Source organism: Prescottella sp. R16, from assembly GCF_030656875.1.
In the GTDB taxonomy this organism is placed as follows: Bacteria; Actinomycetota; Actinomycetes; order Mycobacteriales; family Mycobacteriaceae; genus Prescottella.
Window position 1 is genome coordinate 2,068,987 of record NZ_CP130943.1, and the last position, 22,282, is coordinate 2,091,268.

Genomic DNA, 22,282 nt, shown 5'->3' on the forward strand with positions numbered 1-22,282 from the left:
GGTGCTGCGCTGATGCGGATCGTCTTCGCGGGTACGCCCGAACCGGCCGTGCCGTCGCTGCGGCGGCTCGTCGAGTCCGGGCGGCACGAGGTGGTCGCGGTGGTCACCCGTCCCGACGCGGTCGCCGGCCGCGGCCGCAAGCTGGTGCGGTCGCCGATCGGGCAGCTCGCTGACGAGCACGGCATCGAGGTGCTCACCCCGGCGTCGGCGTCGGACCCGGAGTTCCTGGCGCGGTTGACGGAGCTGGCCCCGGACGCGTGCCCGGTCGTCGCGTACGGCAACCTGCTGCCGCGTCCGGTCCTCGACGTTCCTCGGCACGGCTGGATGAATCTGCACTTCTCGCTGCTGCCGGCGTGGCGTGGTGCCGCCCCGGTGCAGGCCGCGATCAATGCGGGTGACGAGGTGACCGGGGCGACGGTGTTCGCGCTCGACGAGGGGATGGACACCGGTCCCGTGTACGGCGTGGTGACCGAGACCATCCGCACCACCGACACTGCCGGGGAACTGTTGACGCGTCTCGCCGACAGCGGGGCGATCCTGCTCGAGAGTGTGCTCGACGGTGTGGAATCCGGTGCGGTGCAGGCGGTTCCGCAGCCACGGGACGGTGTCTCGCACGCCCCGAAGGTGTCGGTGGAGTCGGCGCACATCCGCTGGGATCAGCCGGCGCTCGCGGTGCACCGGCACATCCGGTCGGTGACACCCGCACCGGGTGCCTGGACGATGATCGGCGACCTGCGGGTCAAGGTCGGTCCGGTCGAACTGGTGGAGGAGACGTTGCCGCCGGGCCGGATCGAGGTCCGCAAGAACGGTATGTACATCGGGACGTCGACGACGGCGGTCCGGCTCGGGCAGGTGCAACCGCAGGGCAAGAAGCAGATGGCGGCAGTGGACTGGGCGCGCGGTGCGCGTCTGGGTGGAGAGGTGCGGGCACAGTGAGCGAGTCGGGCAGCAGCGAGTCCCGTGGCAGCGGGCAGGGCCGGCCGCAGCGCCGGTCCGGTGGGCAGGACCGGCAGGGTGGACAGGGCGGCAGGAACGCCCGTGGCAGCCGTGGCAACCGGGGCGGGGGCAACAGCCGGCCGCGGCAGGCCCGGCGCCCCGATCCGGGGCAGGCGTCGATCGATCAGCCGCGGCGTGCCGCCCGGGACGTGATCCGGGCGGTCCGGGAACGGGACGCGTACGCGAATCTCGTTCTCCCGGGGCTGCTCCGGGAACGCCGCCTCGACGGCCGGGATGCCGCGCTGGCCACCGAACTGGCCTACGGCACGGCCCGCGCCCGCGGACTGCTCGACGCGGTGATCGCGGAGTGCGCGGGACGCCCGATCGACGAGATCGACGGCCCGCTGCTGGACGTGCTGCAGTTGGGCGCCTACCAGCTGCTGCGTACCCGGATCGCGCCGCACGCGGCGGTCGCCACCTCGGTGGATCTGGCGCGTGCCGAATCCGGTTCGGGCAAGGCCGGTTTCGTCAATGCGGTGCTGCGCCGGGTATCGGAGAAGACCGAGGACGAGTGGGTGGCCGCACTGGGGCCCGACGCCGTCCGGGATCCGGTGGGGCACCTGGCGTTCGCGCACGCCCATCCGACGTGGATCGCGCAGGCGTTCGCCGATTCGCTCGGCACCGCGGCCGGTGAACTCGAGGACGTCCTGATCGCCGACGACGCCCGCCCCGGCGTGCACCTGGTGGCCCGGCCGGGGGAGATCTCGGCGGAGGAACTGGCGCTCGTCACCGGTGGCGAGGTGGGCCCGTACTCGCCGTACGCGGTGCACCTCGACGGCGGCGACCCGGGCCTGCTCGACGCGGTCCGGGAGGGCCTGGCCGGGGTGCAGGACGAGGGCAGCCAGCTGGTGGCCCGTGCCCTCACCCTTGCCCCGCTCGCCGGACCGGACACGGGCCGCTGGCTGGACCTGTGTGCGGGACCGGGCGGCAAGGCGGCACTGCTCGGTGCGCTCGCCGACATCGAGGGCGGACGCCTGGACGCCGTCGAACCGGCCGAGCACCGCGCCGACCTGATCCGCAAGACCACACGTGGGCTGCCCGTCGACGTGCACGTCGCGGACGGCCGGGAGCCGGGACTCGAGCCCGGATTCGACCGGATCCTGGTGGACGCGCCGTGCACGGGTCTGGGGGCGCTGCGCCGCCGCCCGGAGGCGCGGTGGCGGCGGCAGCCGTCGGACGTGGCGGGGCTGGTGAAGCTGCAGCGCGAGCTGCTGGCGTCGGCGCTGCAGCTGGTCCGGCCCGGCGGTGTGGTGCTGTATTCGACGTGTTCGCCGCATGTCGCGGAGACGATCGGCGTCGTCGACGACGCGGTCCGTCGTTACGGTGCGGTCCCGCTCGACACCCGGGAACTGGTGCCCGGGGTGCCGGATCTGGGGGACGGCCCGGGCGTGCAGCTGTGGCCGCACCGGCACGGCACGGACGCGATGTTCATGGCGGCGCTGCAGCGGCCGGCGGACGGGTGACGGGGGAGACGACTGTGCCACGCAGGCAGGAACACGCCGACCGCTACACGGATGCGCTCGCAGCGTTGTCGGCGGCCACGCACCGGCCCACGAACATCGTCGAGTACGGGGACGGTTTCGCGATCCGGGTCGACTTCGCCTTCGACCGGTTCCTCGTCGCCGTCAACACCGATACGGGCCTGAGCGACGACCCGGACGCGGTCGAAGGCTGGATCGTCCGGTTCTGCGAGACCGCGGACTCCGGGGTGCGGGTGCTGGCGGAGTCCCGGAAGGGCTGGCTGGTCGACGCGTTCGACGACGTGTTCGAGGCCGTCGACAAGGCGGGGCAGTGGATCGAGTCCGACGCCCAGCTCGGTGAGCTCACGCAGCAGCGCGACACGTACGACAGCTGAGCGGCCGGCCGCGGTCACACCGGTTCCGGCCACACCCAGTTCCGGATCTCGGGCAGGTCCTCGAAGTGTTCGCGGACGTAGTCGTGGTGCCGGCGGAGCATCCGCCGGCAGTAGCCGATCAGGTCGTCGGCGCCGTCGGGGCGTCGGCGACTGCGCCGCAGTGCCTCGATCGTCAGGTGGTAGCGGCTCATGTGGTTGAGGACGACCATGTCGAACGGTGTGGTGGTGGTGCCCTGCTCGGTGTAACCGCGCACGTGGAACCGGTCGGGGCGGGGCCGTCCGTGCAGGAGCTGGTGCAGGGCGCGGGCGTAACCGTGCCATGCGACCACGACGTCGGTGTCGTCGGTGAAGAGCCGGGTGAAATCGGTGTCGGGGCGGCCGTGCGGGTGCACGTCCGGCGGTGCGAGGGACAGTGGATCGACGACGTTGACGACCCGGACCCGCAGGTCGGGGACGTGCCCGCGCAGCAGTGCCGCGGCGGCGAGCGTCTCCTCGGTGGGCACGTCGCCGATGCAGGCGAGGACGATGTCGGGGCCGGAACCGTCCGGGGTCTCGCCGGTCTCGCTGTTCTCGGTGCCCGCCCAGTCCCACACGGACGCGCCCGCCTCGACGTGGGTGCGGGCCTGCGCGAGCGACAGGTACTGCGGATGCGACTGCTTGTCGACGACGAGCAGGTTGACGCGGTCCCGGGTGCCGAACACGTGTTCGGCCACCACGAGCAGGCAGTTGGCGTCCGGTGGCAGATAGATGCCGGTGACCCCGCCGGACAGTGACAGCACCGTGTCGATCAGCCCGGGCCCCTGGTGGGAGAACCCGTTGTGGTCGTTGCGCCAGCACGTCGACGTGAGCAGGATGTTCAGGCTCGCGACCGGAGCCCGCCAGTGCAGGGACCGGGCGCGTTCGAGCCATTTGGTGTGCTGGATCGTCATGGACGCGCTCACCATCGCGAACGCCTCGTACGTCGCGAACAGCCCGTGCCGTCCGGTGAGGAGATAGCCCTCGAGCCAGCCGTGGCACAGGTGCTCCGACAACACCTCCATGACCCGGCCGTGGCGTCCGACGTGCTCGTCGCCGGGGGACGGGGTGCCGGCGAGGCAGCGGTCGGTGACGTCGAAGACCGCGCCGAGCCGGTTGCTGTTCGTCTCGTCGGGGCAGAACAGGCGGAAGTTGTCCGGGTTCGCGGTGTACACGTCGCGCAGGAACTCGCCCAGCGGCCGTGTCGTCTCGTGGTGGACGGCGCCCGGCACGGGTACGTCCAGCGCGTAGGACGCCGGGTCCGGCAGGTGCAGCGGGCGCAGCAGCCGCCCACCGTTCGCGTGCGGATTCGATCCCATCCGCCGGTCCCCGGCCGGGGCGGCCGCGGCGAGCTCCGGCAGCAGGCGCCCGAGATCGTCGAACAACTCGTCCGGCCGGTACGACCGCAGCCACTGCTCGAGCTGCCGCAGGTGCACGGGATCGTCCCGGACATCGGTGATCGGCACCTGATGCGCCCGGAACGTGCCCTCCACCGGTTTCCCGTCGACGACGGTGGGACCGGTCCAGCCCTTCGGAGTGCGCAGCACGATCGCCGGCCACCGCGTCCGGTCGCCGCCCCCGGACGGGCGGGCCTCCCGCCGGATCCGGGTGATCTGTGCGTACGCGTCGTCGAGAGCGTCCGCGAACTCCCGGTGTACCCGCCCGGGATCGTGTCCCGCGACCAGCCGGGTGTCCCAGCCGTACGCGTCGAGCACGGCGGTGATCTCGGTGTCGGAGCGGCGGCCCGGCACCGTCGGCCCCGAAATCTTGTAGCCGTTGAGGTGCAGGATCGGCAACACCGCGCCGTCCCGGACGGGATCGAGGAAGAACGGGGCCTTCCACGACGCCGCCAGCGGGCCCGTCTCGGCCTCGCCGTCGCCGACGACGCACGCCGCGATCAGGTCGGGGTTGTCGAAGACGGCGCCGGTGGCGTGGGCGAGGGAGTAGCCGAGCTCGCCGCCCTCGTTGATCGACCCCGGTGTCTCCACCCCCGAATGGCTGGGAATCCCGCCGGGTGTGGAGAACTGCCGGGCCAGCCGGCGCAACCCCGCCTCGTCGGCCGTGATCTCCGGATACAACTCGGAGTACGTGCCCTCCAGATAGGCGTTCGCGACGACGGCCGGGCCGCCGTGCCCGGGCCCGGCGACGAACACGACGTCGGCGCCGGTACGGCGGATCAACCGGTTCAGGTGCACGTACACCAGCGACAGCCCCGGGCTCGTGCCCCAGTGCCCGAGCAGCCGCGGCTTGATGTCCGGCACCGTCAACGGGCGGCGCACCAGCACGTTGTCGCGCAGATAGATCTGCGCCACCGTCAGATAGTTGGCCGCCGTCCAGTACCGGTGCAGGACGGTGAGATCCTCGTCGGTCACGGGCCGCTCCTCCGGTCACGCGAAGTGCTTCCACCGACGACCCTAGAGCGGATCGGGGCCGAGTGTCGGTCACGAACGTGGTTCGGTCCACGAGAACCGGTGTCACCGGACCCCGGCGGCGCGCATCCTGGAGACATACACCCGGCGCCCGTGGCGGCGCCGGGCATCGATCGGCATCCGAACACGAGACGCAGGCTGGCATGCGGACCGACACCACACGACCGTCGACACCGACCACCACGATGCAGGCATGGCGGGTGACCAGACCGGGCCCGCTCAGCACCCGACCGCTGCGACTGAGCCGGGAACTCCTGCCGCGGCCCACCAGCCGGGACCTGCTCGTGCGGGTGCTGGCGTGCGGCGTGTGCCGCACCGATCTGCACGTCGTCGCGGGGGAGCTGGCACCGCACCGGCTCGAGGTCGTCCCCGGTCACGAGGTCGTCGGCGAGATCGTCGCGATGGGCGACGACGTGCCCACGTCCCGGTTCACGATCGGGCAGCGGGTGGGGATCGCGTGGCTGCGCGGCACGTGCGGGCACTGCCGGTACTGCGTGCGCGGCGACGAGAACCTGTGCCCGTACTCGACGTACACCGGCTGGGACGCCGACGGCGGCTACGGCGAGTACGCGACGGTGCCCGCCGACTTCGCACTCGACCTGCCCACCGGCTATCCGGTCGTGGAACTCGCGCCGCTGCTGTGCGCCGGCATCATCGGCTACCGGGCGCTGTCCCGGGCCGAACTACCCGACGGCGGCCGGCTCGGCATCTACGGTTTCGGTGGCAGCGCCCACCTGACCGCGCAGGTCGCGCTCGCCCGCGGCGCCCGCGTGCACGTGATGACCCGCGGTGAGGAGGCGCGCCGGCTCGCGTTCAGCCTGGGGGCGTCGTCGGTGCAGGGCACGTGCGATCCGCCGCCCGAACCGCTGGACGCGGCGATCCTGTTCGCGCCCGTCGGGGAACTGGTGCCCCCGGCGCTCGCGGCCCTCGACGCGGGCGGCACCCTCGCGCTCGCCGGCATCCACGTCAGTGACATCCCGGCACTGAATTATCAGCAGCACCTCTTCCGGGAACGGCAGATCCGCAGCGTCACCGCCAACACCCGGCAGGACGCCCGCGAATTCCTGGCCGTCGCCCAGAAGCACCGGCTGCGGGTGAGCGCGCACCGGTATCCGCTGGATGCCGCCGACGTCGCGCTCGCGGATCTGGCGGGCGGCGTGTTCGGTGGCGCGGCGGTCCTCGTGCCGTGATCACCCATCCGGCGTTCCCCGCCGAGCCGTGGCGGCTGCGGGCGACCAGCCTCGACCTGGACGTTCTCGCGCAGACCGAATCGCTGTTCACGGTCGCGAACGGTCATCTCGGGTGGCGGGGCAACCTCGACGAGGGCGATCCGCACGGGTTGCCGGGCAGCTATCTCGCCGGCGTCCACGAGGTCCGGCCGATGCCGTACGCCGAACCCGGCTACGGGTATCCGCGTTCCGGGGAGACGATCATCAACATCACCGACGGCAAGATCGTGCGGTTGATCGTCGACGACGAACCGTTCGACGTCCGGCGCGGACGTCTCCTGAACCATGAGCAGGAACTCGACCTGCGGGCCGGGGTGCTGCGCCGGAGCGTCGACTGGCAGTCCCCGGCGGGCCGGACCGTGCGGGTGGTCACCACCCGGTTGGTGTCGTTCACCCAGCGGTCGATCGGGGCCGTGCACTACGAGGTGGGTCCGCTCGACGGCCCGGCCCGCGTGGTGGTCCAGTCGGAGCTGGTCGCGAACGAGCCGATGCCGCAGCCGGAGAAGGATCCGCGGGCCGCCGCTGCGCTGGCCGAACCGCTGTGCGCGGAGGAGAACCTCGTGCACGGCACCCGCGTCCAGATGATCCACCGCACCTCCGCGAGCGGGCTGCGGGTGGCGGTCGCGATGGACCACGACGTCACCGGACCCGATCCGCACGTCGCCGCGGAAAGCTCCCCGGACCAGGGGCGGGTCACGATCACGGCGCACCTGCAGGCCGGGCAGCGGCTGTCCACCGTCAAGTACGTCGCGCACGCGTGGTCGGCGCGGCGCACCACCCCGGCGATGCGCGACCAGGTGATCGGTGAACTCGCCCTGGCGCGGTCGAGCGGCTGGGACGGGCTGGTCGCCGAACAACGATCGTTCCTGGACGCGTTCTGGGAACGCGCCGACGTCGTGGTCGACGGTGATCCGCAGGTCCAGCAGGCGGTCCGGTTCGCGCTGTTCCAGTTGTTGCAGGCGTCGGCGCGCGCCGAGGGGGTCGCGATCGCCTCGAAGGGGCTGACCGGGCGCGGCTACGACGGCCACGCCTTCTGGGACACCGAGATGTTCGTGCTGCCGGTGTTGACGTCGGTGCTGCCGCACGCGGTGGCCGACGCCCTGCGGTGGCGGCACGCGACACTGCCGATCGTGCGGGAGCGGGCCCGCCAGTTCGGGTTGCGCGGTGCGATGTTCCCGTGGCGCACCATCACCGGCACCGAGTGCAGCGGCTACTGGCCGGCGGGCGCGGCCGCGTTCCACGTCGACGCCGCGATCGCGCGGGCCGTCGTCGGCTACGTGCGCTCCGGCGGCGACACCGAGTTCGCGCGCACCGTCGGCCTCGACCTGCTGGTGGAGACGGCCCGGCTGTGGCAGTCGCTCGGCTACCTCGCCACCGACGGCACCTTCCGCATCGACGGCGTCACCGGCCCCGACGAATACAGTGCGCTCGCGTCGAACAACCTGTACACCAACCTCATGGCGCGAGTGAACCTGCGGGCCGCAGCCGCGTTGTCGGAACGATTCCCGGACCGGGCGGCCGAGCTGTCCGTGACCGCCGACGAGACCACCGCCTGGCGCGACGCCGCCGACCGCATGCTCGTCCCGTACGACGAGACCCGCCGCGTACACCAGCAGGCAGCCGGATTCACCGACCTGCAGGAATGGGACTTCGCCGGCACCCCGGCATCGAACTATCCACTGCTGCTGCACTATCCGTACTTCCACCTGTACCGCAAGCAGGTCGTCAAACAGGCCGACGTCGTGCTGGCGATGCAGTGGATACCCGACGCATTCACGCTCGAGGAGAAGATACGGAACTTCACCTACTACGAACGGTTGACGGTGCGGGACTCGTCGCTGTCGGCGTCCAGCCAGGCCGTTGTCGCCGCCGAGGTCGGTGCCCTCGATCTCGCCTACGATTATCTCGGCGAGACCGCCCAGATCGACCTCCTCGACCTCGAACACAACACCAGCGACGGCCTGCACCTGGCGTCGCTCGCCGGCAGTTGGATCGCCCTCGTCCAAGGCTTCGGCGGGGTCCGGCGGGCCCGCGACGGACTGCACCTGCGACCCGTCCTGCCCGACGGCATCGCCCACCTCTCCTTCGGTATCGCCGCCGGAGGCTGCCGGCTCCGCGTCGACATCGACCCCGAACGCACCCGCTACCGGCTCGTCACCGGCGACGAACTGACCCTGATCCACGACGGTACGCAGGTCACCGTCCGCGCCGGCGAGGTCCGTGTCCTGCCCACCGTGCATCTGCCGCCGGGACCCGTCGTCACCCAGCCACCCGGGCGGGCACCGATGCGGTGGAGGCCGTGACGGCGGCGTGTGCGCCCGGCCTACCCGCCCGCGAACTTCTCCGACGTGCCCAGATCGACGGGCAGGGCGATACCGGTGATACCGCGACCGGTGTCGCCGACCAGATAGAGGACCGCGTCCGCGATCGCCTGCGCCTCCACCCACGGCTGGGGGAGCAGGTTGAGTTTCTGCATGATCTCGGCAGTGTCCTCGAGCACCGGATGTTCGAGGTCGGGGCGGAATCCGCGCACCATCGCATCGTTGTCGATCATCGCGGTCCGCACATTGCCGGGGTGCACCGAGTTCACCCGGATGTTCGCCCACCCCAGTTCGTTCGCCAGCGACTTCGCCATACCGCGGACCGCGTGCTTGGCCGTCGCGTAGTGCACGATGCCGGGCACCCCGCGCAGACCCGCCATCGAACTGATCAACACGATCGAGCCGCCGTGGCCCGCCGCCAGCATGTGCGGAATCGCGACCTTCGTCGTCTGCCACACCCCGGTGACGTTGATGTCCAGCATTTCCCGGAACTCGTCGGCCGACAGATCCCACGACAGCTTCGGCGACGCGGAGATGCCCGCATTGGCGACGACGATGTCGAGCCGGCCGAACCGTTCGACACCGGCATCGACAGCCTTCTGCAGTGCATCGAGATCGCGGGTGTCGGCGACCGCCGACACGATGCCCCGGCCCTGAGCCTCCACCAGCGCCACCGTCTCGGCGAGATCGGCCTCGGTCGCCATCGGATAACCGGCCGTCGCGACCGGCGCGCAGCGGTCCACCGCGATGATGTCGGCGCCGGCCGCGGCCATCGTCACCGCATGCGCACGCCCCTGCCCACGCGCCGCGCCCGTCACGAACGCCACCTGCCCGTCGAGAACACCCACTACCGTCACCTCCGGTCGAAGAACTGGAACACGCTCATCATTCGGTATGTCGGATGCCGGCGCGGCCGTTTCCCGAAGGACGGTGTGTCGCGCCGGGCCGGCGTCGTACCGGCCTGTCGCAGACCGATTCCCGCCGTCGCAGGGGCTGTCGATGCACAGAACCCCTGCGACGGTGCGACCAGCCCTGCGGCGTCACGGCCCGTCGGAGCCGCCGAACGCGAGCGGCGGCGTCCCGACGACCGGCTCGCCCGGATGCAGTTGCTGCTGCAGTGAGTCGACGGCGACGGCATCGAGAGCCCCTCGCCTCGTCTGGATCGCCCAGTCGAAATCCGATGTGGACCAGGCGATCTGACCGCTGTAGGTCTGGACCCGCCACGGCTCGGTCGAGCGCGGGCGGCGGGTGAGCCAGCCTTGGTATCGCCCTTGTCCGAGTTCGGCGGAGAAGGCGCCGGCGTCGCGGTCGATCCAGTGGACCGAGTGTGGGCTCAGATCGACCGTGACCGGCACCCGGATCGGGTCCGCGGTGACGGTGTCGCGGAACCACTGCAGCGACTCCTCCCGGTCGGGTTCGTCCGGGGTGCCGCGGCCGGCGCGGATGCGGGATTCGTCGTCGGTGATCACCGGCCCGTCCCATGTGAACAGCGACGGATCGAGCGGCTCGCCCACCGTCACCTCGGTGAACGCCGCGCCGTCGATGCCGTCACCGCCGTGCTGTCCGAGGACCGCGCCGGATTCGGCGTCGACCACCAGACGCAGCGACGGCTCCGGAGGGTCACTGTTCTCCGTCGCGCCCAACTCCACCGACCAGCAGGGCCGCCCCAGGAACTCGACGTCGGACACCGGTCCGGTCGGGCGGGCCCAGTGTTCACCGGCCCAGTGCGAGACACGCGGTGTGATCACCAGGAATCGGCCCGAACCCGGACTGTGCACGTTCTTCACCTCGGTGCAGCGGGGCCGGTCCGGATCGGTGGTGAAATCCCAGGCCGTCTCGCCGTCGCTGACGAACAGCACTGTCCCGTCGAGTGATTCGATCCGTGACCGCCGCCCCCACCGCAGCAGGCGCACACCCTCGGAGCGTAGGGGGAGGAACACCGGTTCCTCGCCGTAGGTGCCGTAGTAGTAGTGCAACGGAACGTCACTGTTCCGGTACGGCACCATCGTGCCGTGCACGGGCAACGCGGGGCCGTCGGCCATCGTCACCAGCATCTGTACCCATGGGGTCATGGTCGTGTCTCCGTGTGCATGTCAGACGTACAGCACGCTGTTCACGGCGGCCGAACGCGGCGGATACTCGTGGGTGCCGGCCTGCTCCATCAGCATCGCCGGTACGTATGTGAAGAATCGTTCGAGCCGGACACCCTGCTCGTCGTACAGGTTCAGCTGCGCCACCAGCGTCAGGCCCGGGTAGTGGCTGTGCCGGAAGCGGAGGTGGATCCGGCCGTGCGGCCACTGCCCGACGTAGGCCGCCGACACGTCGTCGACCTCGTCGGAGAAACGCATCCCGTCGAGGCGGCGCACGCAGTGGTCGACGTACGCGCGGTGGTCGAGCGGTTCGGGACCCACCGGCCGGCAGTGGTCGGTGATGTCGACGGCGTCGAGCGGTATCGGTCGCACGGTGCCGTCGAGGTCGGCGACGAGCACGGATCGTCCTGGGCCGGTGTGGTCCTCCGGTGCGACGACCATCCACAGGCGGTTGTCGGCAGCCGCCCCGTCGACCACCCGGGTACGGGGTAGTTCGACGGTGACCGTGGGTGTCGACTCGCCCTGCCGGTAGGCCCGGACGGTTGTCGTGTCCCGTTGTCGTTTCTCGAACCCCCAGTGCCAGCGCAGTTCCGCCGTGATCGATCGTTTGCGCCGGTGGGCCTCGTTGTACGACATGTCCGCGTACTCGCTCGTGTACCCGACCGGGCGATGTTGCCGGCACGGATGGGTGTCGGGTCCGATCCGGGTGGGGACCGGCCCGTCCAGGGGTACCTGCAGCACGGACCGGTGGTATCGCACCTCGAATCCGCTGCGGTCCGCTCCCGGCGGTGTCGGAACCCGCTCCCACGGTGGATGTTCCACGCCGAGGTACAGGAAATGTTCGTCGCACTCGAGCGAGACGACCGCCGCGACATCCACGCCGACGCGTCGGGTGCCGCCGTCGGGCCCGGCCACCAGCAGCGTCGGGCGTTGCACGATCGGGCGGGGCGGAACCTCGGGGAAGGAGGTGACGTCGCGCCGACGCCGGGGCAGGCGCACACACCATGCGCCGGACGGTCCGGCGCAGGTCAGGTGGTGGTCTTCGGCGTACTCGCCGCGGACGATGCCGTCGACGCCGATCCGGATCAGTGGGCCGGCGGCATGGGTCTGCACCCACAGGCCGCCGGCGTCACCGACGATCGTCGGCTGCCGGTGTGAACCGGGTGGTGCGTCAGGTAACGCGGACCAGGACACCAGACGGGCGAATGCGCCGGTGCCGGGGTCGAACAGTGCCGCGACGGGCTGGGATTCGTCGACCACCCACACATGGCCGTCCGAGAAGAACACGTGACGAGGGCGCAGAAACCTGCGCTCGGATACGGCGCTCATGCGCCTTTCTGCAGTGTCATGGGGTCGACGGTACCGCAGATGTGTGCGCCTGTCGCAGACCGATTCCCGCCGTCGCAGGGGCTGTCGATGCACAGAACCCCTGCGGTGGTGCGACCAGCCCTGCGGCGTCACGGCTCGTCGGGTCGTGTACCCGGGGCGAGCCGCGCACACGCACCGGACCCGACAGCCACTAAACTCGCGGCCGTGGGAATTCCGATGATCGCTCCGTCCATCCTGTCCGCCGATTTTGCGCGTCTCGCCGAGGAGGCCGATGCGGTCGCGGGTGCCGACTGGCTGCACGTGGATGTCATGGACGCCCACTTCGTGCCGAATCTGACGTTGGGTCTGCCGGTGGTGCAGAGTCTGCTGAAGGCGACGGACATTCCGTTGGACTGCCATCTGATGATCGAGGATCCGGGCCGCTGGGCGCCGCCGTACGCGGAGGCCGGGGCGCACAACGTCACGTTCCATGCGGAGGCCACGGACGATCCGATCGCGGTGGCCCGCGACATCCGCGCGGCGGGAGCGAAAGCCGGCCTGAGCATCAAGCCGAACACCCCGATCGAGCCGTACCTGGAGATCCTGAAGAGCTTCGACACGCTGCTCGTGATGAGCGTCGAACCGGGTTTCGGCGGTCAGTCGTTCATCCCGTCCGTCCTGGACAAGGCGCGTGCGGTCCGCAAGCTCGTCGACGCCGGTGAGCTGCGGCTGATCGTGGAGATCGACGGCGGCATCAACACCGACACCGTCGAGCAGGCCGCCGAGGCCGGTGTCGACTGTTTCGTCGCCGGGTCCGCCGTCTACGGTGCCGCCGATCCCGCCGCCGCGGTGCGAGGTCTGCGGGAGCAGGCGGCGAAGGCGTCCCCGCACCTGACGCTCGCGATCTGACGGGCCGGCCGTGACGACGTCCGTACGGGACGTGCAGGCCGCGATGCGGCTCGCGATCGACGCCTCCCAGCGGGTGCGGGGCACCACCAGCCCCAATCCGCCGGTCGGTGCGGTGATCCTCGACGCCGCCGGTGAGGTCGTCGGTATCGGTGCCACCCGGCCGCCGGGTGGTTCGCACGCCGAGGTCGCCGCGCTCACCGAGGCGGGGGAACGGGCCCGCGGCGGCACCGCCGTCGTCACCCTCGAACCGTGCAACCACTGGGGGCGCACCGGCCCGTGCGCACAGGCATTGATCGACGCGGGTGTCGCGGCCGTGCACTACGCGGTCGACGACCCCAATCCGGCCGCGTCCGGTGGTGCCGATCGTCTGCGTGACGCCGGCATCACCGTCACCGGCGGCACCCTCGCCGCCGACGTCGCCCACGGTCCGCTGCGTGCGTGGCTGCACCGGCAGCGCACCGGCCGTCCCCATGTCACCTGGAAGTTCGCGGCGAGCCTCGACGGGCGGACCGCTGCCGCCGACGGCACCAGCCAGTGGATCACCGGACCCGAGTCGCGGGCCCGGGTGCACGCCGACCGGGCCCGGCTCGACGCGATCGTCGTCGGTACCGGCACCGTGCTCGCCGACGATCCGTGGCTGACCGCCCGACTGCCCGACGGCAGCCTCGCACCGCACCAGCCGCTGCGGGTCGTGGTCGGCACGCGGGACGTCCCGTCCACCGCGAAGGTCCTCGACGCTGCCGCCCCCACTCTGCTACTGCGCACCCACGACGTCTCGGAGGTCCTCGCCGCCCTGGCCGACCGCGACGACGTCCTGATCGAGGGCGGCCCGACGTTGGCGGGCGCGTTCCTGGCGGCCGGGTGCATCGACCGGGTCCAGGCGTATGTGGCGCCGGTCGTGCTCGGTGCGGGGTCCCACGCAGTGGAAGGTGCCGGAGTGGGCACGATTACCGAGGCGTTACGGTTTCGGCGAGAGAGCGTCGACACCGTCGGTGACGACGTGCTGTTGACGCTGGTCCCGAAGGATCCGACAAGGAGTGAGTGACGACATGTTCACCGGAATCGTCGAGGAACTCGGCGAGATCGTCGCCAAGGAAGATTTGGCCGACGCCGCCCGTTTCACCGTGCGTGGGCCCGTCGTCACCTCCGACGCCGGCCACGGCGATTCGATCGCGGTCAACGGGGTGTGCCTGACGGTCGTCGACGTGATCGACGGGAACGCGTTCACCGCCGATGTGATGCGCGAGACCCTGGTGCGGTCGAGTCTCGGTGCCCTCGAGGTGGGGAGCCGGGTCAACCTCGAGCGGGCGGCGGCGGTGAACAGCCGCCTGGGCGGGCACATCGTGCAGGGCCATGTGGACGACACCGGCACGGTCCTCCAGCGGTCTCCCTCGGAGCACTGGACGGTGGTGCGGATCTCGCTGCCGTCCACCGTCTCCCGGTATGTCGTCGAGAAGGGGTCGATCACTGTCGACGGGGTGTCGTTGACGGTGTCGGCGCTCGGCGGCGAGCCGGGTGACGAGTACTTCGAGATCTCGCTGATCCCCACGACGCTCGCCCTCACCACTCTCGGGTCGGCGGAGCCTGGTACCCCCGTCAACCTCGAGGTCGACGTGATCGCCAAGTACGTCGAACGTCTGCACACCGCCGCTCACCAGCCGGGATAACGACCGGATCTCGACAGGTCGTACTGTTGAGGTGCATCCGAGTCGATGCGCCGGGACATACTCGAGCACACCAGTTCAAGAAGTTGGAGCCCCAGAACGTGACCAGGTTCGACAGCATCGAGCGCGCCGTCGCCGATATCGCTGCAGGTAAAGCGGTTGTGGTCGTCGACGACGAGGATCGTGAGAACGAGGGCGACCTCATCTTCGCGGCCGAGAAGGCGACCCCCGAACTCGTGGCGTTCATGGTGCGCTACACGTCCGGCTACCTGTGTGTTCCGCTCGACGGCGACGACTGCGATCGGCTCGGGCTGCCCCCGATGTACGCCACCAACCAGGACAAGCACGGTACCGCCTACACGGTCACCGTCGACGCCAAGGAGGGCATCGGTACCGGCATCTCGGCATCGGACCGGGCCGCGACGATGCGCCTGCTGGCCGACCCGGAGAGCGGCGCCAACGACTTCACCCGTCCCGGGCACGTCGTCCCGCTGCGCGCCAAGGAGGGCGGCGTGCTGCGTCGTCCCGGCCACACCGAGGCCGCGGTCGACCTCGCCCGGATGGCGGGCCTGCGTCCGGCCGGCGTGATCTGCGAGATCGTCAGCCAGAAGGACGAGGGCCACATGGCCCAGACCGAGGAACTGCGGGTCTTCGCCGACGACCACGACCTCGCCCTGATCTCCATCGCCGACCTCATCGCGTGGCGACGCAAGCACGAGAAGCATGTCGAACGGGTCGCTGCGGCCCGCATCCCCACGCGGCACGGCGATTTCACTGCCGTCGGCTACCGCAGCATCTACGACGACGTCGAGCACGTCGCCCTCGTCAAGGGTGACCTGTCCACCGACGACGGCAACGACGTGCTGGTGCGGGTGCACTCGGAGTGCCTCACCGGTGACGTGTTCGGGTCGCTGCGCTGCGACTGCGGCCCGCAGCTCGATGCCGCGCTCGAGATGATCGCGCAGGAGGGCCGCGGTGTGGTCCTGTACATGCGTGGGCACGAGGGCCGCGGTATCGGCCTGATCCACAAGCTGCAGGCCTACCAGCTGCAGGACGCCGGCTCGGACACCGTCGACGCGAACCTGCAGCTCGGGCTGCCGGCCGATGCCCGCGACTACGGCATCGGCGCGCAGATCCTCGTCGATCTCGGGATCAAGTCGATGCGGCTGCTGACCAACAATCCGGCCAAGCGGGTCGGTCTCGACGGTTACGGACTGCAGATCACCGATCGGGTGGCGATGCCGTTGCGCGCCAACTCCGAGAACCTCACCTACCTGCGGACCAAGCGGGACCGCATGGGCCACGACCTGGTGGGCCTGGACGAGTTCGAGGCCGGTGACGCGCTGTGAGCGGTGAGGGACGCCCCGACCTGCAGTTGGGGATGGCGAAGAGCCTGAAGCTGGCGATCGTGGCCGGCCAGTGGCATCCGGAGATCAGCGAGGCGCTGATCGCGGGTGCCAAACGGGTCGCGAAGCAGGCCCAGATCGAGGAGCCGACGCTGATCCGGGTCGCCGGTGCCATCGAGCTGCCCGTCGTCGTGCAGGAGCTCGCGAAGTCGCACGACGCGGTCGTCGCGCTCGGCGTCGTGATCCGCGGCGGCACACCGCACTTCGAGTACGTGTGCGACGCGGTCACCGCGGGCCTGACGCGGGTGTCGCTCGACGAGTCGACGCCGGTCGGCAACGGTGTCCTCACGTGCGACACCGAGCAGCAGGCGCTCGACCGGTCCGGGCTGCCCGGATCCGTCGAGGACAAGGGCGGGGAGGCGTGCGCGGCGGCGATCGACACCGCCGTCACCCTCGCACAGTTGCGTCGGAAGCGGGCGGAGTGACCACCACGATGACCGAACGGCAGGGCGACTGGGACTTCGAGGTCCGGTCGAAGAAGTCGGCCCGGTACGCGATGATCGTCGCCGCGGTCCTGGTCGTCGTCCACGTGACGCTCGCGGCGTTGATGCGGGTGTCGGCGACGGGCGTCTACTTCCGGCTGGTCGACCAGTTCGCGCTCGCGGGTCTCGGTGTGCTGTTCGGGTGCGGTGTGCTGATGCTCACCCGTCCGCGGCTGCGGGTCGGGCCGCGTGGTATCGGTGTCCGCAACGTGCTCGGTGAACGGATCATCGACTGGGATCTGGCCCAGGGGCTGTCGTTCCCGGAGGGCTCGTCGTGGGCGCGTATCGAACTGCCCGACGACGAGTACGTGCCGGTGATGGCGATCCAGGCCAACGACGGCGATCATGCGGTGGCCGCGGTGCGCCGGTTCCGTGAGCTCGAGGCGAAGTACGCGCGGACGGCCTGAGCGGACGGTGAACTGCGTCGACGCGAGCCTTGTCGACACGAGACCTGTCGGCGGCGCCGACTAGCCTGGACACGTGCCTGATCCCTCGACGTATCGCCCCGCCCCCGGAACCGTCCCGGTGGCGCCGGGTGTCTACAAGTTCCGGGACCCGCACGGGCGGGTGATCTACGTCGGGAAGGCGAAGAGCCTGCGGTCCCGGCTGAACTCGTATTTCGCGGACGTCGCGTCGCTGCATCCGCGGACCCGGCAGATGGTCACCACGGCGGCGAGTGTCGAGTGGACGGTCGTCGGTACCGAGGTCGAGGCGCTGCAGCTCGAGTACAACTGGATCAAGGAGTTCGACCCCCGGTTCAACGTTCGTTACCGCGACGACAAGACGTATCCGGTTCTCGCGGTCACGATGAACGAGGAGTTCCCGCGGCTGTTCGTCTATCGCGGTCCTCGCCGCAAGGGGGTCCGCTATTTCGGCCCCTACTCGCACGCGTGGGCGATCCGGGAGACCCTGGACCTGCTGCTGCGGGTGTTCCCGGCGCGGACCTGCTCGGCGGGCGTGTTCAAACGGCACCACCAGATCGGACGCCCCTGCCTGCTCGGCTACATCGACAAGTGCAGTGCACCGTGCGTCGGCCGGGTCACCGCCGAGGAACACCGTGACATCGTGGACGACTTCTGCGATTTTCTGGCCGGCCGCACCGACCGGCTCGTGAAACAGCTCGAGACCCGCATGCAGGACGCCGCCGAGGAACTCGATTTCGAGACCGCGGCCCGGTTGCGCGACGACGTGGGTGCACTGAAGAAGGCGCTCGAGAAGCAGGCCGTCGTCCTCGGGGACGGCACCGATGCCGACCTGGTGGCGTTCGCGTCCGACGACCTCGAGGCGGCCGTGCAGGTGTTCCACGTGCGCGGCGGCAGGGTCCGCGGGCAGCGCGGCTGGGTGGTGGAGAAGTCCGACGACAGTGGGGCCGCCGATCTCGTGGAGCAGTTCCTCACCCAGTTCTACGGGGAGCAGGCGGCGCTCGCCGACCAGCCGGGGCTCCCCGACGACCGCACCGTCGCGGTACCGCGCGAGGTGCTGGTGCCGGTGCTGCCGGCCGGCGCCGACGAGATCCAGACGTGGCTGTCGGAGCTGCGCGGGTCGGCGGTGCAGCTGCGGGTTCCGCAACGCGGAGACAAGAAGGCGCTCGCCGAGACCGTCGAACGGAACGCGAAAGAGGCTCTGGCGCAGCACAAGTTGAAGCGGGCCGGGGACTTCACGTCACGGTCGGCGGCCCTGCAGGGCATTCAGGACGCTCTCGACCTCGACACCGCGCCGCTGCGCATCGAGTGTGTCGACATCAGCCACGTGCAGGGCACCGACGTGGTGGCGTCGCTCGTCGTGTTCGAGGACGGTCTGCCCCGCAAGTCCGACTACCGGCACTACGCGATCCGGGAGGCCGCCGGCGACGGCCGCTCCGACGACGTGGCGTCGATCGCGGAGGTCACCCGGCGCCGGTTCCTCCGGCACAACCGCGACCTCGCGGCGGGTGTGGGTGGGGTCGTCGGCGACGGTGGGGATCTCGCACCGGAAGCGGCACTGGACCCGCAGACCGGGCGTCCCCGCCGCTTCGCGTACCCGCCGAACCTGTTCGTCGTCGACGGTGGTGCCCCGCAGGTCGCGGCGGCCGCCGCGGTCCTCGACGAACTCGGCGTCACCGACGTCGCGGTGGTCGGCCTCGCCAAGCGACTCGAGGAGGTGTGGGTGCCCGGCGAGGAGGATCCGGTGATCCTGCCGCGTACCAGCGAGTCGCTGTACCTGCTGCAGCGGGTGCGTGACGAGGCGCACCGGTTCGCGATCACGTTCCACCGCAGCAAACGGTCCAAGCGGATGACGGCGTCGGCGCTGGACTCGGTTCGGGGGCTGGGGGAGATGCGGCGCACCGCGCTGGTCCAGCACTTCGGGTCGGTGGCCCGGTTGCGGGAGGCGACCGTCGACGAGATCACCGCCGTCCCCGGGATCGGGGCCACCACCGCCCGTGCCGTCCTGGCCGCCCTCTCCGGTGACACGGGCGACACGGAGCACACCCCCGACGCGGCGGCCGGATCCGATGTCGCTGCAGCGGGCGTGTCCGTGAGGGATGATGTGACGGGCATCGACCGATCGGAACGAACAGGACACGACACCGCGTGAACGACCACGAGAAACGGGACGCCTCCCCGGTCGGGGACACCATGGAGGTCGCGCTCGTCACCGGACTGTCCGGTGCCGGGCTGACCACGGCCGCGAACGTCCTCGAGGACCTCGGCTGGTATGTCGTCGACAACCTGCCGCCGGAACTGATCACCCGCATGGTGGATCTGGGTCTCGAATCCGATCCGCCGATCCGCCGGCTGGCCGTCGTCATCGATGTCCGCAGCCGCCCGTTCTCGGGGGATCTGGGGAACGTGATCGCCGACCTCGAAGAGATGCCCGTGCAGATGCGGGTGCTCTATCTCGAAGCCAACGACTCGGTGCTGATCCGCCGCTTCGAGCACGTGCGACGCAGCCATCCGCTGCAGTCCGACGGCAAGGACGGCACCCTGTCCGAGGGGATCGCCGCGGAACGGGCGAAGCTGGCGCACGCGAAGGCGGTCGCCGATCTGGTCGTGGACACCTCGCAGCTCGCGGTGCGGGAGTTGCGGGAGAAGATCGAGACCGCGTTCGGCGGTGAGGGTCGCGGCGAGATCCAGGTGACGGTGCAGTCGTTCGGGTTCAAACACGGCCTGCCGATGGACGCGGACCTGGTGTGCGACGTCCGATTCCTGCCCAATCCGCACTGGATTCCGGAGCTGCGCCCCCACACCGGGCTCGAGGACGCGGTCCGTGACTACGTGCTGTCCCGTGAGGGGGCCGACGAATACCTCGACACGTATCTGCACCTGCTGGCGTTGACGACGGCAGGCTACCGTCGGGAGGGGAAGCGTTACATGACGATCGCGGTCGGGTGCACCGGCGGTAAACACCGCAGTGTCGCCATGTCCGAGGAGCTGGCCGTCCGGCTGCGGGAGACGGACGGGCTCGCCGTCCGCGTCGTCCACCGCGACGTGGGACGCGAATGACGGGCGCGGTACCGCAGCGGATCGTCGCGTTCGGCGGCGGGCACGGACTGTATGCGACGTTGCGTGCCGTCCGCCGGCTCAGCCCCGACGTCACCGCGGTCGTGACGGTCGCCGACGACGGCGGCTCGTCCGGGCGGTTGCGCAACGAGCTCGGGATGATCCCGCCCGGTGACCTGCGGATGGCGCTGGCCGCCCTGGCAGGGGACGATGCGGACGTCCGGTCCTGGACGCAGACGGTGCAGCACCGGTTCGGGGGTTCCGGGGCGCTCGCCGGACATTCGGTCGGCAATCTGATCCTGGCCGGGCTCACCGAGGTCCTCGGCGACCCGGTCGCTGCACTCGACACGGTCGGTCGTCTCCTCGAGGTGGAGGGCCGGGTCCTGCCGATGTCGACGGTCGCGCTCGAGATCGAGGCGGACGTTGTCGGCCTGGAAACCGATCCCCGGGTCAGTCGCTGCATTCGCGGGCAGGTCGCGGTCGCGACGACCCCCGGCAAGGTGCGGCGGGTCCGGTTGTGTCCGTCGAACCCGCCGGCCTGCCCGGACGCGCTCGCCGCGGTCGATGCCGCGGATCTCGTCGTTCTCGGGCCGGGGTCGTGGTTCTCGAGTGTGATCCCGCACGTTCTGGTGCCGGATCTGCTCGCCGCGATCATGCGGTCGACGGCCCGCAAGGTGCTCGTCCTGAATCTGGCGCCGCAGCCGGGGGAGACCGCGGGATTCTCCGCGGAACGGCATCTGCACGTACTCTCCCAGCACGCGCCCGAATTCCGGGTCGACCACGTGATCGTCGATTCGGCGTCCGTTCCGGTCGGCCGTGAACGCGACCATCTGTGCCGGGCGGCCGGGCTGCTCGGCGCCGACGTCGTCTACGCGGACGTCGCCGAGCACGGAACACACACGCATCACGCGGGCAAACTTGCCGCCGTCCTGGACGGACTCGGTGCGCGGGACGAGCACGTGAACGACGACACCGCCGAACGGCGAGTCGGGGGAAGGGAGAGCGCCTCGTGGCGATGACAGCCGAGGTCAAGGACGAGCTGAGCCGGTTGACGGTGACGCAGGTCAGTTGCCGCAAGGCGGAGGTGTCGTCGCTGCTGCGGTTCGCCGGTGGCCTGCACATCGTCGCGGGCCGGGTCGTCGTCGAGGCCGAGGTGGACCTCGGGTCGATCGCCCGGCGTCTGCGCGGGGAAATCCTCGACCTGTACGGCTATCAGGCCGACATCCAGGTCCTCAGTCCCGGCGGGCTGCGCAAGGCCTCCCGCTACGTGGTCCGGGTCGCGAAGGACGGCGAGGCGCTGGCCCGTCGGACCGGCCTGCTCGACATGCGTGGGCGTCCCGTGCGTGGCCTGCCCGCGCAGGTCGTCGGCGGCAGCATCGGCGACGCGGAGGCGGCGTGGCGGGGTGCGTTCCTGGCACACGGGTCGCTCACCGAACCGGGCCGGTCGTCGGCGCTCGAGATCAGCTGCCCCGGACCGGAGGCCGCGCTCGCGCTGGTCGGGGCGGCCCGCCGGCTCGGCATCACCACGAAGGCCCGCGAGGTGCGCGGTACCGATCGGGTCGTGGTGCGCGACGGCGAGACGATCGGTGCGTTGCTCACCCGGATGGGTGCACAGGACACGCGGCTGACGTGGGAGGAGCGCCGGATGCGGCGCGAGGTACGCGCCACGGCGAACCGGCTCGCCAACTTCGACGACGCCAACCTGCGCCGGTCCGCGCGGGCCGCGGTGGCCGCGGCCGCCCGCGTCGAACGGGCCCTCGAGATTCTCGGCGAGGACGTCCCGGATCATCTCGCGGCGGCCGGGGCGCTGCGTGTCAAGCACCGGCAGGCGTCGCTCGAGGAGCTCGGGCAGCTCGCCGACCCGCCGATGACGAAGGACGCGGTCGCGGGCCGGATCCGTCGGCTGCTGTCGATGGCGGACCGCCGCGCGAAGGAGACGGGGATCCCGGACACCGAGTCCGCGGTCACCGCGGAACTGCTCGAAGACGCGTGACCGAGCGGCCCCGGTCCTGGTGAGCGGGGCAGATGCGCGCCCGTGCCGGCGGGCACATTAGGGTGGGGGCCGAACACTGGCACACAGAGTGATGGGCAAAGGAGCT

At 70.7% G+C, this 22,282-nt stretch carries 19 protein-coding genes; 15 read left to right on the forward strand and 4 right to left on the reverse strand.

Annotated elements, in window-relative coordinates:
* Window positions 1-12: 12 nt before the first annotated feature.
* From fmt to Q5696_RS09780, 3 genes are all read left to right on the forward strand, one after another.
* On the forward strand, window positions 13-936 hold the full coding sequence (gene fmt, locus Q5696_RS09770) for a methionyl-tRNA formyltransferase (protein ID WP_305094934.1): 924 nt from the start codon (window positions 13-15) through the stop codon (window positions 934-936).
* A gap of 179 nt (window positions 937-1,115) precedes the next feature.
* Complete coding sequence (locus tag Q5696_RS09775) at window positions 1,116-2,459, forward strand: RsmB/NOP family class I SAM-dependent RNA methyltransferase (protein WP_305095214.1); 1,344 nt, start codon at window positions 1,116-1,118, stop codon at window positions 2,457-2,459.
* A gap of 14 nt (window positions 2,460-2,473) precedes the next feature.
* Complete coding sequence (locus Q5696_RS09780; protein WP_305094935.1) at window positions 2,474-2,851, forward strand: hypothetical protein; 378 nt, start codon at window positions 2,474-2,476, stop codon at window positions 2,849-2,851.
* 14 nt (window positions 2,852-2,865) lie between these two features.
* Here the strand turns inward: Q5696_RS09780 and Q5696_RS09785 are convergent, their stop codons facing one another.
* The gene (locus tag Q5696_RS09785) at window positions 2,866-5,238 is read right to left on the reverse strand and encodes a phosphoketolase family protein (protein ID WP_305094936.1); all 2,373 of its coding nucleotides are present in this window, start codon (window positions 5,236-5,238) and stop codon (window positions 2,866-2,868) included.
* Between the two features lie 242 nt (window positions 5,239-5,480).
* On the opposite strand from Q5696_RS09785, the gene Q5696_RS09790 reads away from it, so the two are divergent.
* On the forward strand, window positions 5,481-6,485 hold the full coding sequence (locus tag Q5696_RS09790) for a zinc-binding alcohol dehydrogenase family protein (RefSeq protein ID WP_305095215.1): 1,005 nt from the start codon (window positions 5,481-5,483) through the stop codon (window positions 6,483-6,485).
* A complete protein-coding gene (locus tag Q5696_RS09795) occupies window positions 6,482-8,827 on the forward strand; it encodes a glycoside hydrolase family 65 protein (RefSeq protein WP_305094937.1) in 2,346 nt (781 codons plus the stop codon). The genes Q5696_RS09790 and Q5696_RS09795 overlap by 4 nt, the downstream gene beginning before the upstream one ends.
* A 20-nt stretch (window positions 8,828-8,847) precedes the next feature.
* Here Q5696_RS09795 and Q5696_RS09800 read toward each other — a convergent pair whose 3' ends face one another.
* From Q5696_RS09800 to Q5696_RS09810, 3 genes are all read right to left on the reverse strand, one after another.
* Window positions 8,848-9,693, reverse strand: a complete 846-nt coding sequence (locus Q5696_RS09800) for a mycofactocin-coupled SDR family oxidoreductase (RefSeq protein WP_305094938.1) — start codon at window positions 9,691-9,693, stop codon at window positions 8,848-8,850.
* Window positions 9,694-9,885: 192 nt separating this feature from the next.
* The gene (locus Q5696_RS09805) at window positions 9,886-10,917 is read right to left on the reverse strand and encodes a hypothetical protein (RefSeq protein WP_305094939.1); all 1,032 of its coding nucleotides are present in this window, start codon (window positions 10,915-10,917) and stop codon (window positions 9,886-9,888) included.
* 21 nt (window positions 10,918-10,938) lie between these two features.
* Window positions 10,939-12,264 carry an NHL repeat-containing protein gene (locus tag Q5696_RS09810; protein WP_305094940.1) on the reverse strand — a complete coding sequence of 442 codons (1,326 nt, stop codon included), beginning with the start codon at window positions 12,262-12,264 and terminating at the stop codon, window positions 10,939-10,941.
* A 204-nt stretch (window positions 12,265-12,468) separates the two neighbouring features.
* Here Q5696_RS09810 and rpe point away from each other — a divergent pair, with 204 nt between their 5' ends.
* The 10 genes from rpe to whiA all read left to right on the forward strand — a co-directional run bounded on the left by rpe (window position 12,469) and on the right by whiA (window position 22,176).
* Window positions 12,469-13,152 (forward strand): ribulose-phosphate 3-epimerase, encoded by a 684-nt coding sequence (rpe, locus tag Q5696_RS09815; protein WP_305094941.1) that lies wholly within the window; start codon window positions 12,469-12,471, stop codon window positions 13,150-13,152.
* A 43-nt stretch (window positions 13,153-13,195) separates the two neighbouring features.
* Complete coding sequence (gene ribD / locus Q5696_RS09820; RefSeq protein ID WP_305095216.1) at window positions 13,196-14,197, forward strand: bifunctional diaminohydroxyphosphoribosylaminopyrimidine deaminase/5-amino-6-(5-phosphoribosylamino)uracil reductase RibD; 1,002 nt, start codon at window positions 13,196-13,198, stop codon at window positions 14,195-14,197.
* Window positions 14,198-14,201: 4 nt separating this feature from the next.
* A complete protein-coding gene (locus Q5696_RS09825; protein ID WP_305095217.1) occupies window positions 14,202-14,819 on the forward strand; it encodes a riboflavin synthase in 618 nt (205 codons plus the stop codon).
* Between the two features lie 98 nt (window positions 14,820-14,917).
* Window positions 14,918-16,165, forward strand: a complete 1,248-nt coding sequence (locus Q5696_RS09830) for a bifunctional 3,4-dihydroxy-2-butanone-4-phosphate synthase/GTP cyclohydrolase II (RefSeq protein WP_305094942.1) — start codon at window positions 14,918-14,920, stop codon at window positions 16,163-16,165.
* On the forward strand, window positions 16,162-16,647 hold the full coding sequence (ribH, locus tag Q5696_RS09835; protein ID WP_305094943.1) for a 6,7-dimethyl-8-ribityllumazine synthase: 486 nt from the start codon (window positions 16,162-16,164) through the stop codon (window positions 16,645-16,647). The genes Q5696_RS09830 and ribH overlap by 4 nt, the downstream gene beginning before the upstream one ends.
* An 8-nt stretch (window positions 16,648-16,655) precedes the next feature.
* The gene (locus tag Q5696_RS09840; protein WP_305094944.1) at window positions 16,656-17,111 is read left to right on the forward strand and encodes a PH domain-containing protein; all 456 of its coding nucleotides are present in this window, start codon (window positions 16,656-16,658) and stop codon (window positions 17,109-17,111) included.
* Window positions 17,112-17,184: 73 nt separating this feature from the next.
* The gene (gene uvrC, locus Q5696_RS09845; protein WP_305094945.1) at window positions 17,185-19,278 is read left to right on the forward strand and encodes an excinuclease ABC subunit UvrC; all 2,094 of its coding nucleotides are present in this window, start codon (window positions 17,185-17,187) and stop codon (window positions 19,276-19,278) included.
* Window positions 19,279-19,319: 41 nt separating this feature from the next.
* Complete coding sequence (gene rapZ, locus Q5696_RS09850) at window positions 19,320-20,186, forward strand: RNase adapter RapZ (protein WP_305095218.1); 867 nt, start codon at window positions 19,320-19,322, stop codon at window positions 20,184-20,186.
* Window positions 20,183-21,202 carry a gluconeogenesis factor YvcK family protein gene (locus tag Q5696_RS09855; protein WP_305094946.1) on the forward strand — a complete coding sequence of 340 codons (1,020 nt, stop codon included), beginning with the start codon at window positions 20,183-20,185 and terminating at the stop codon, window positions 21,200-21,202. The genes rapZ and Q5696_RS09855 overlap by 4 nt, the downstream gene beginning before the upstream one ends.
* Window positions 21,193-22,176 carry a DNA-binding protein WhiA gene (gene whiA / locus Q5696_RS09860; RefSeq protein WP_514131065.1) on the forward strand — a complete coding sequence of 328 codons (984 nt, stop codon included), beginning with the start codon at window positions 21,193-21,195 and terminating at the stop codon, window positions 22,174-22,176. Before Q5696_RS09855 ends, whiA begins: the two co-directional genes overlap by 10 nt.
* Window positions 22,177-22,282: the final 106 nt, after the last annotated feature.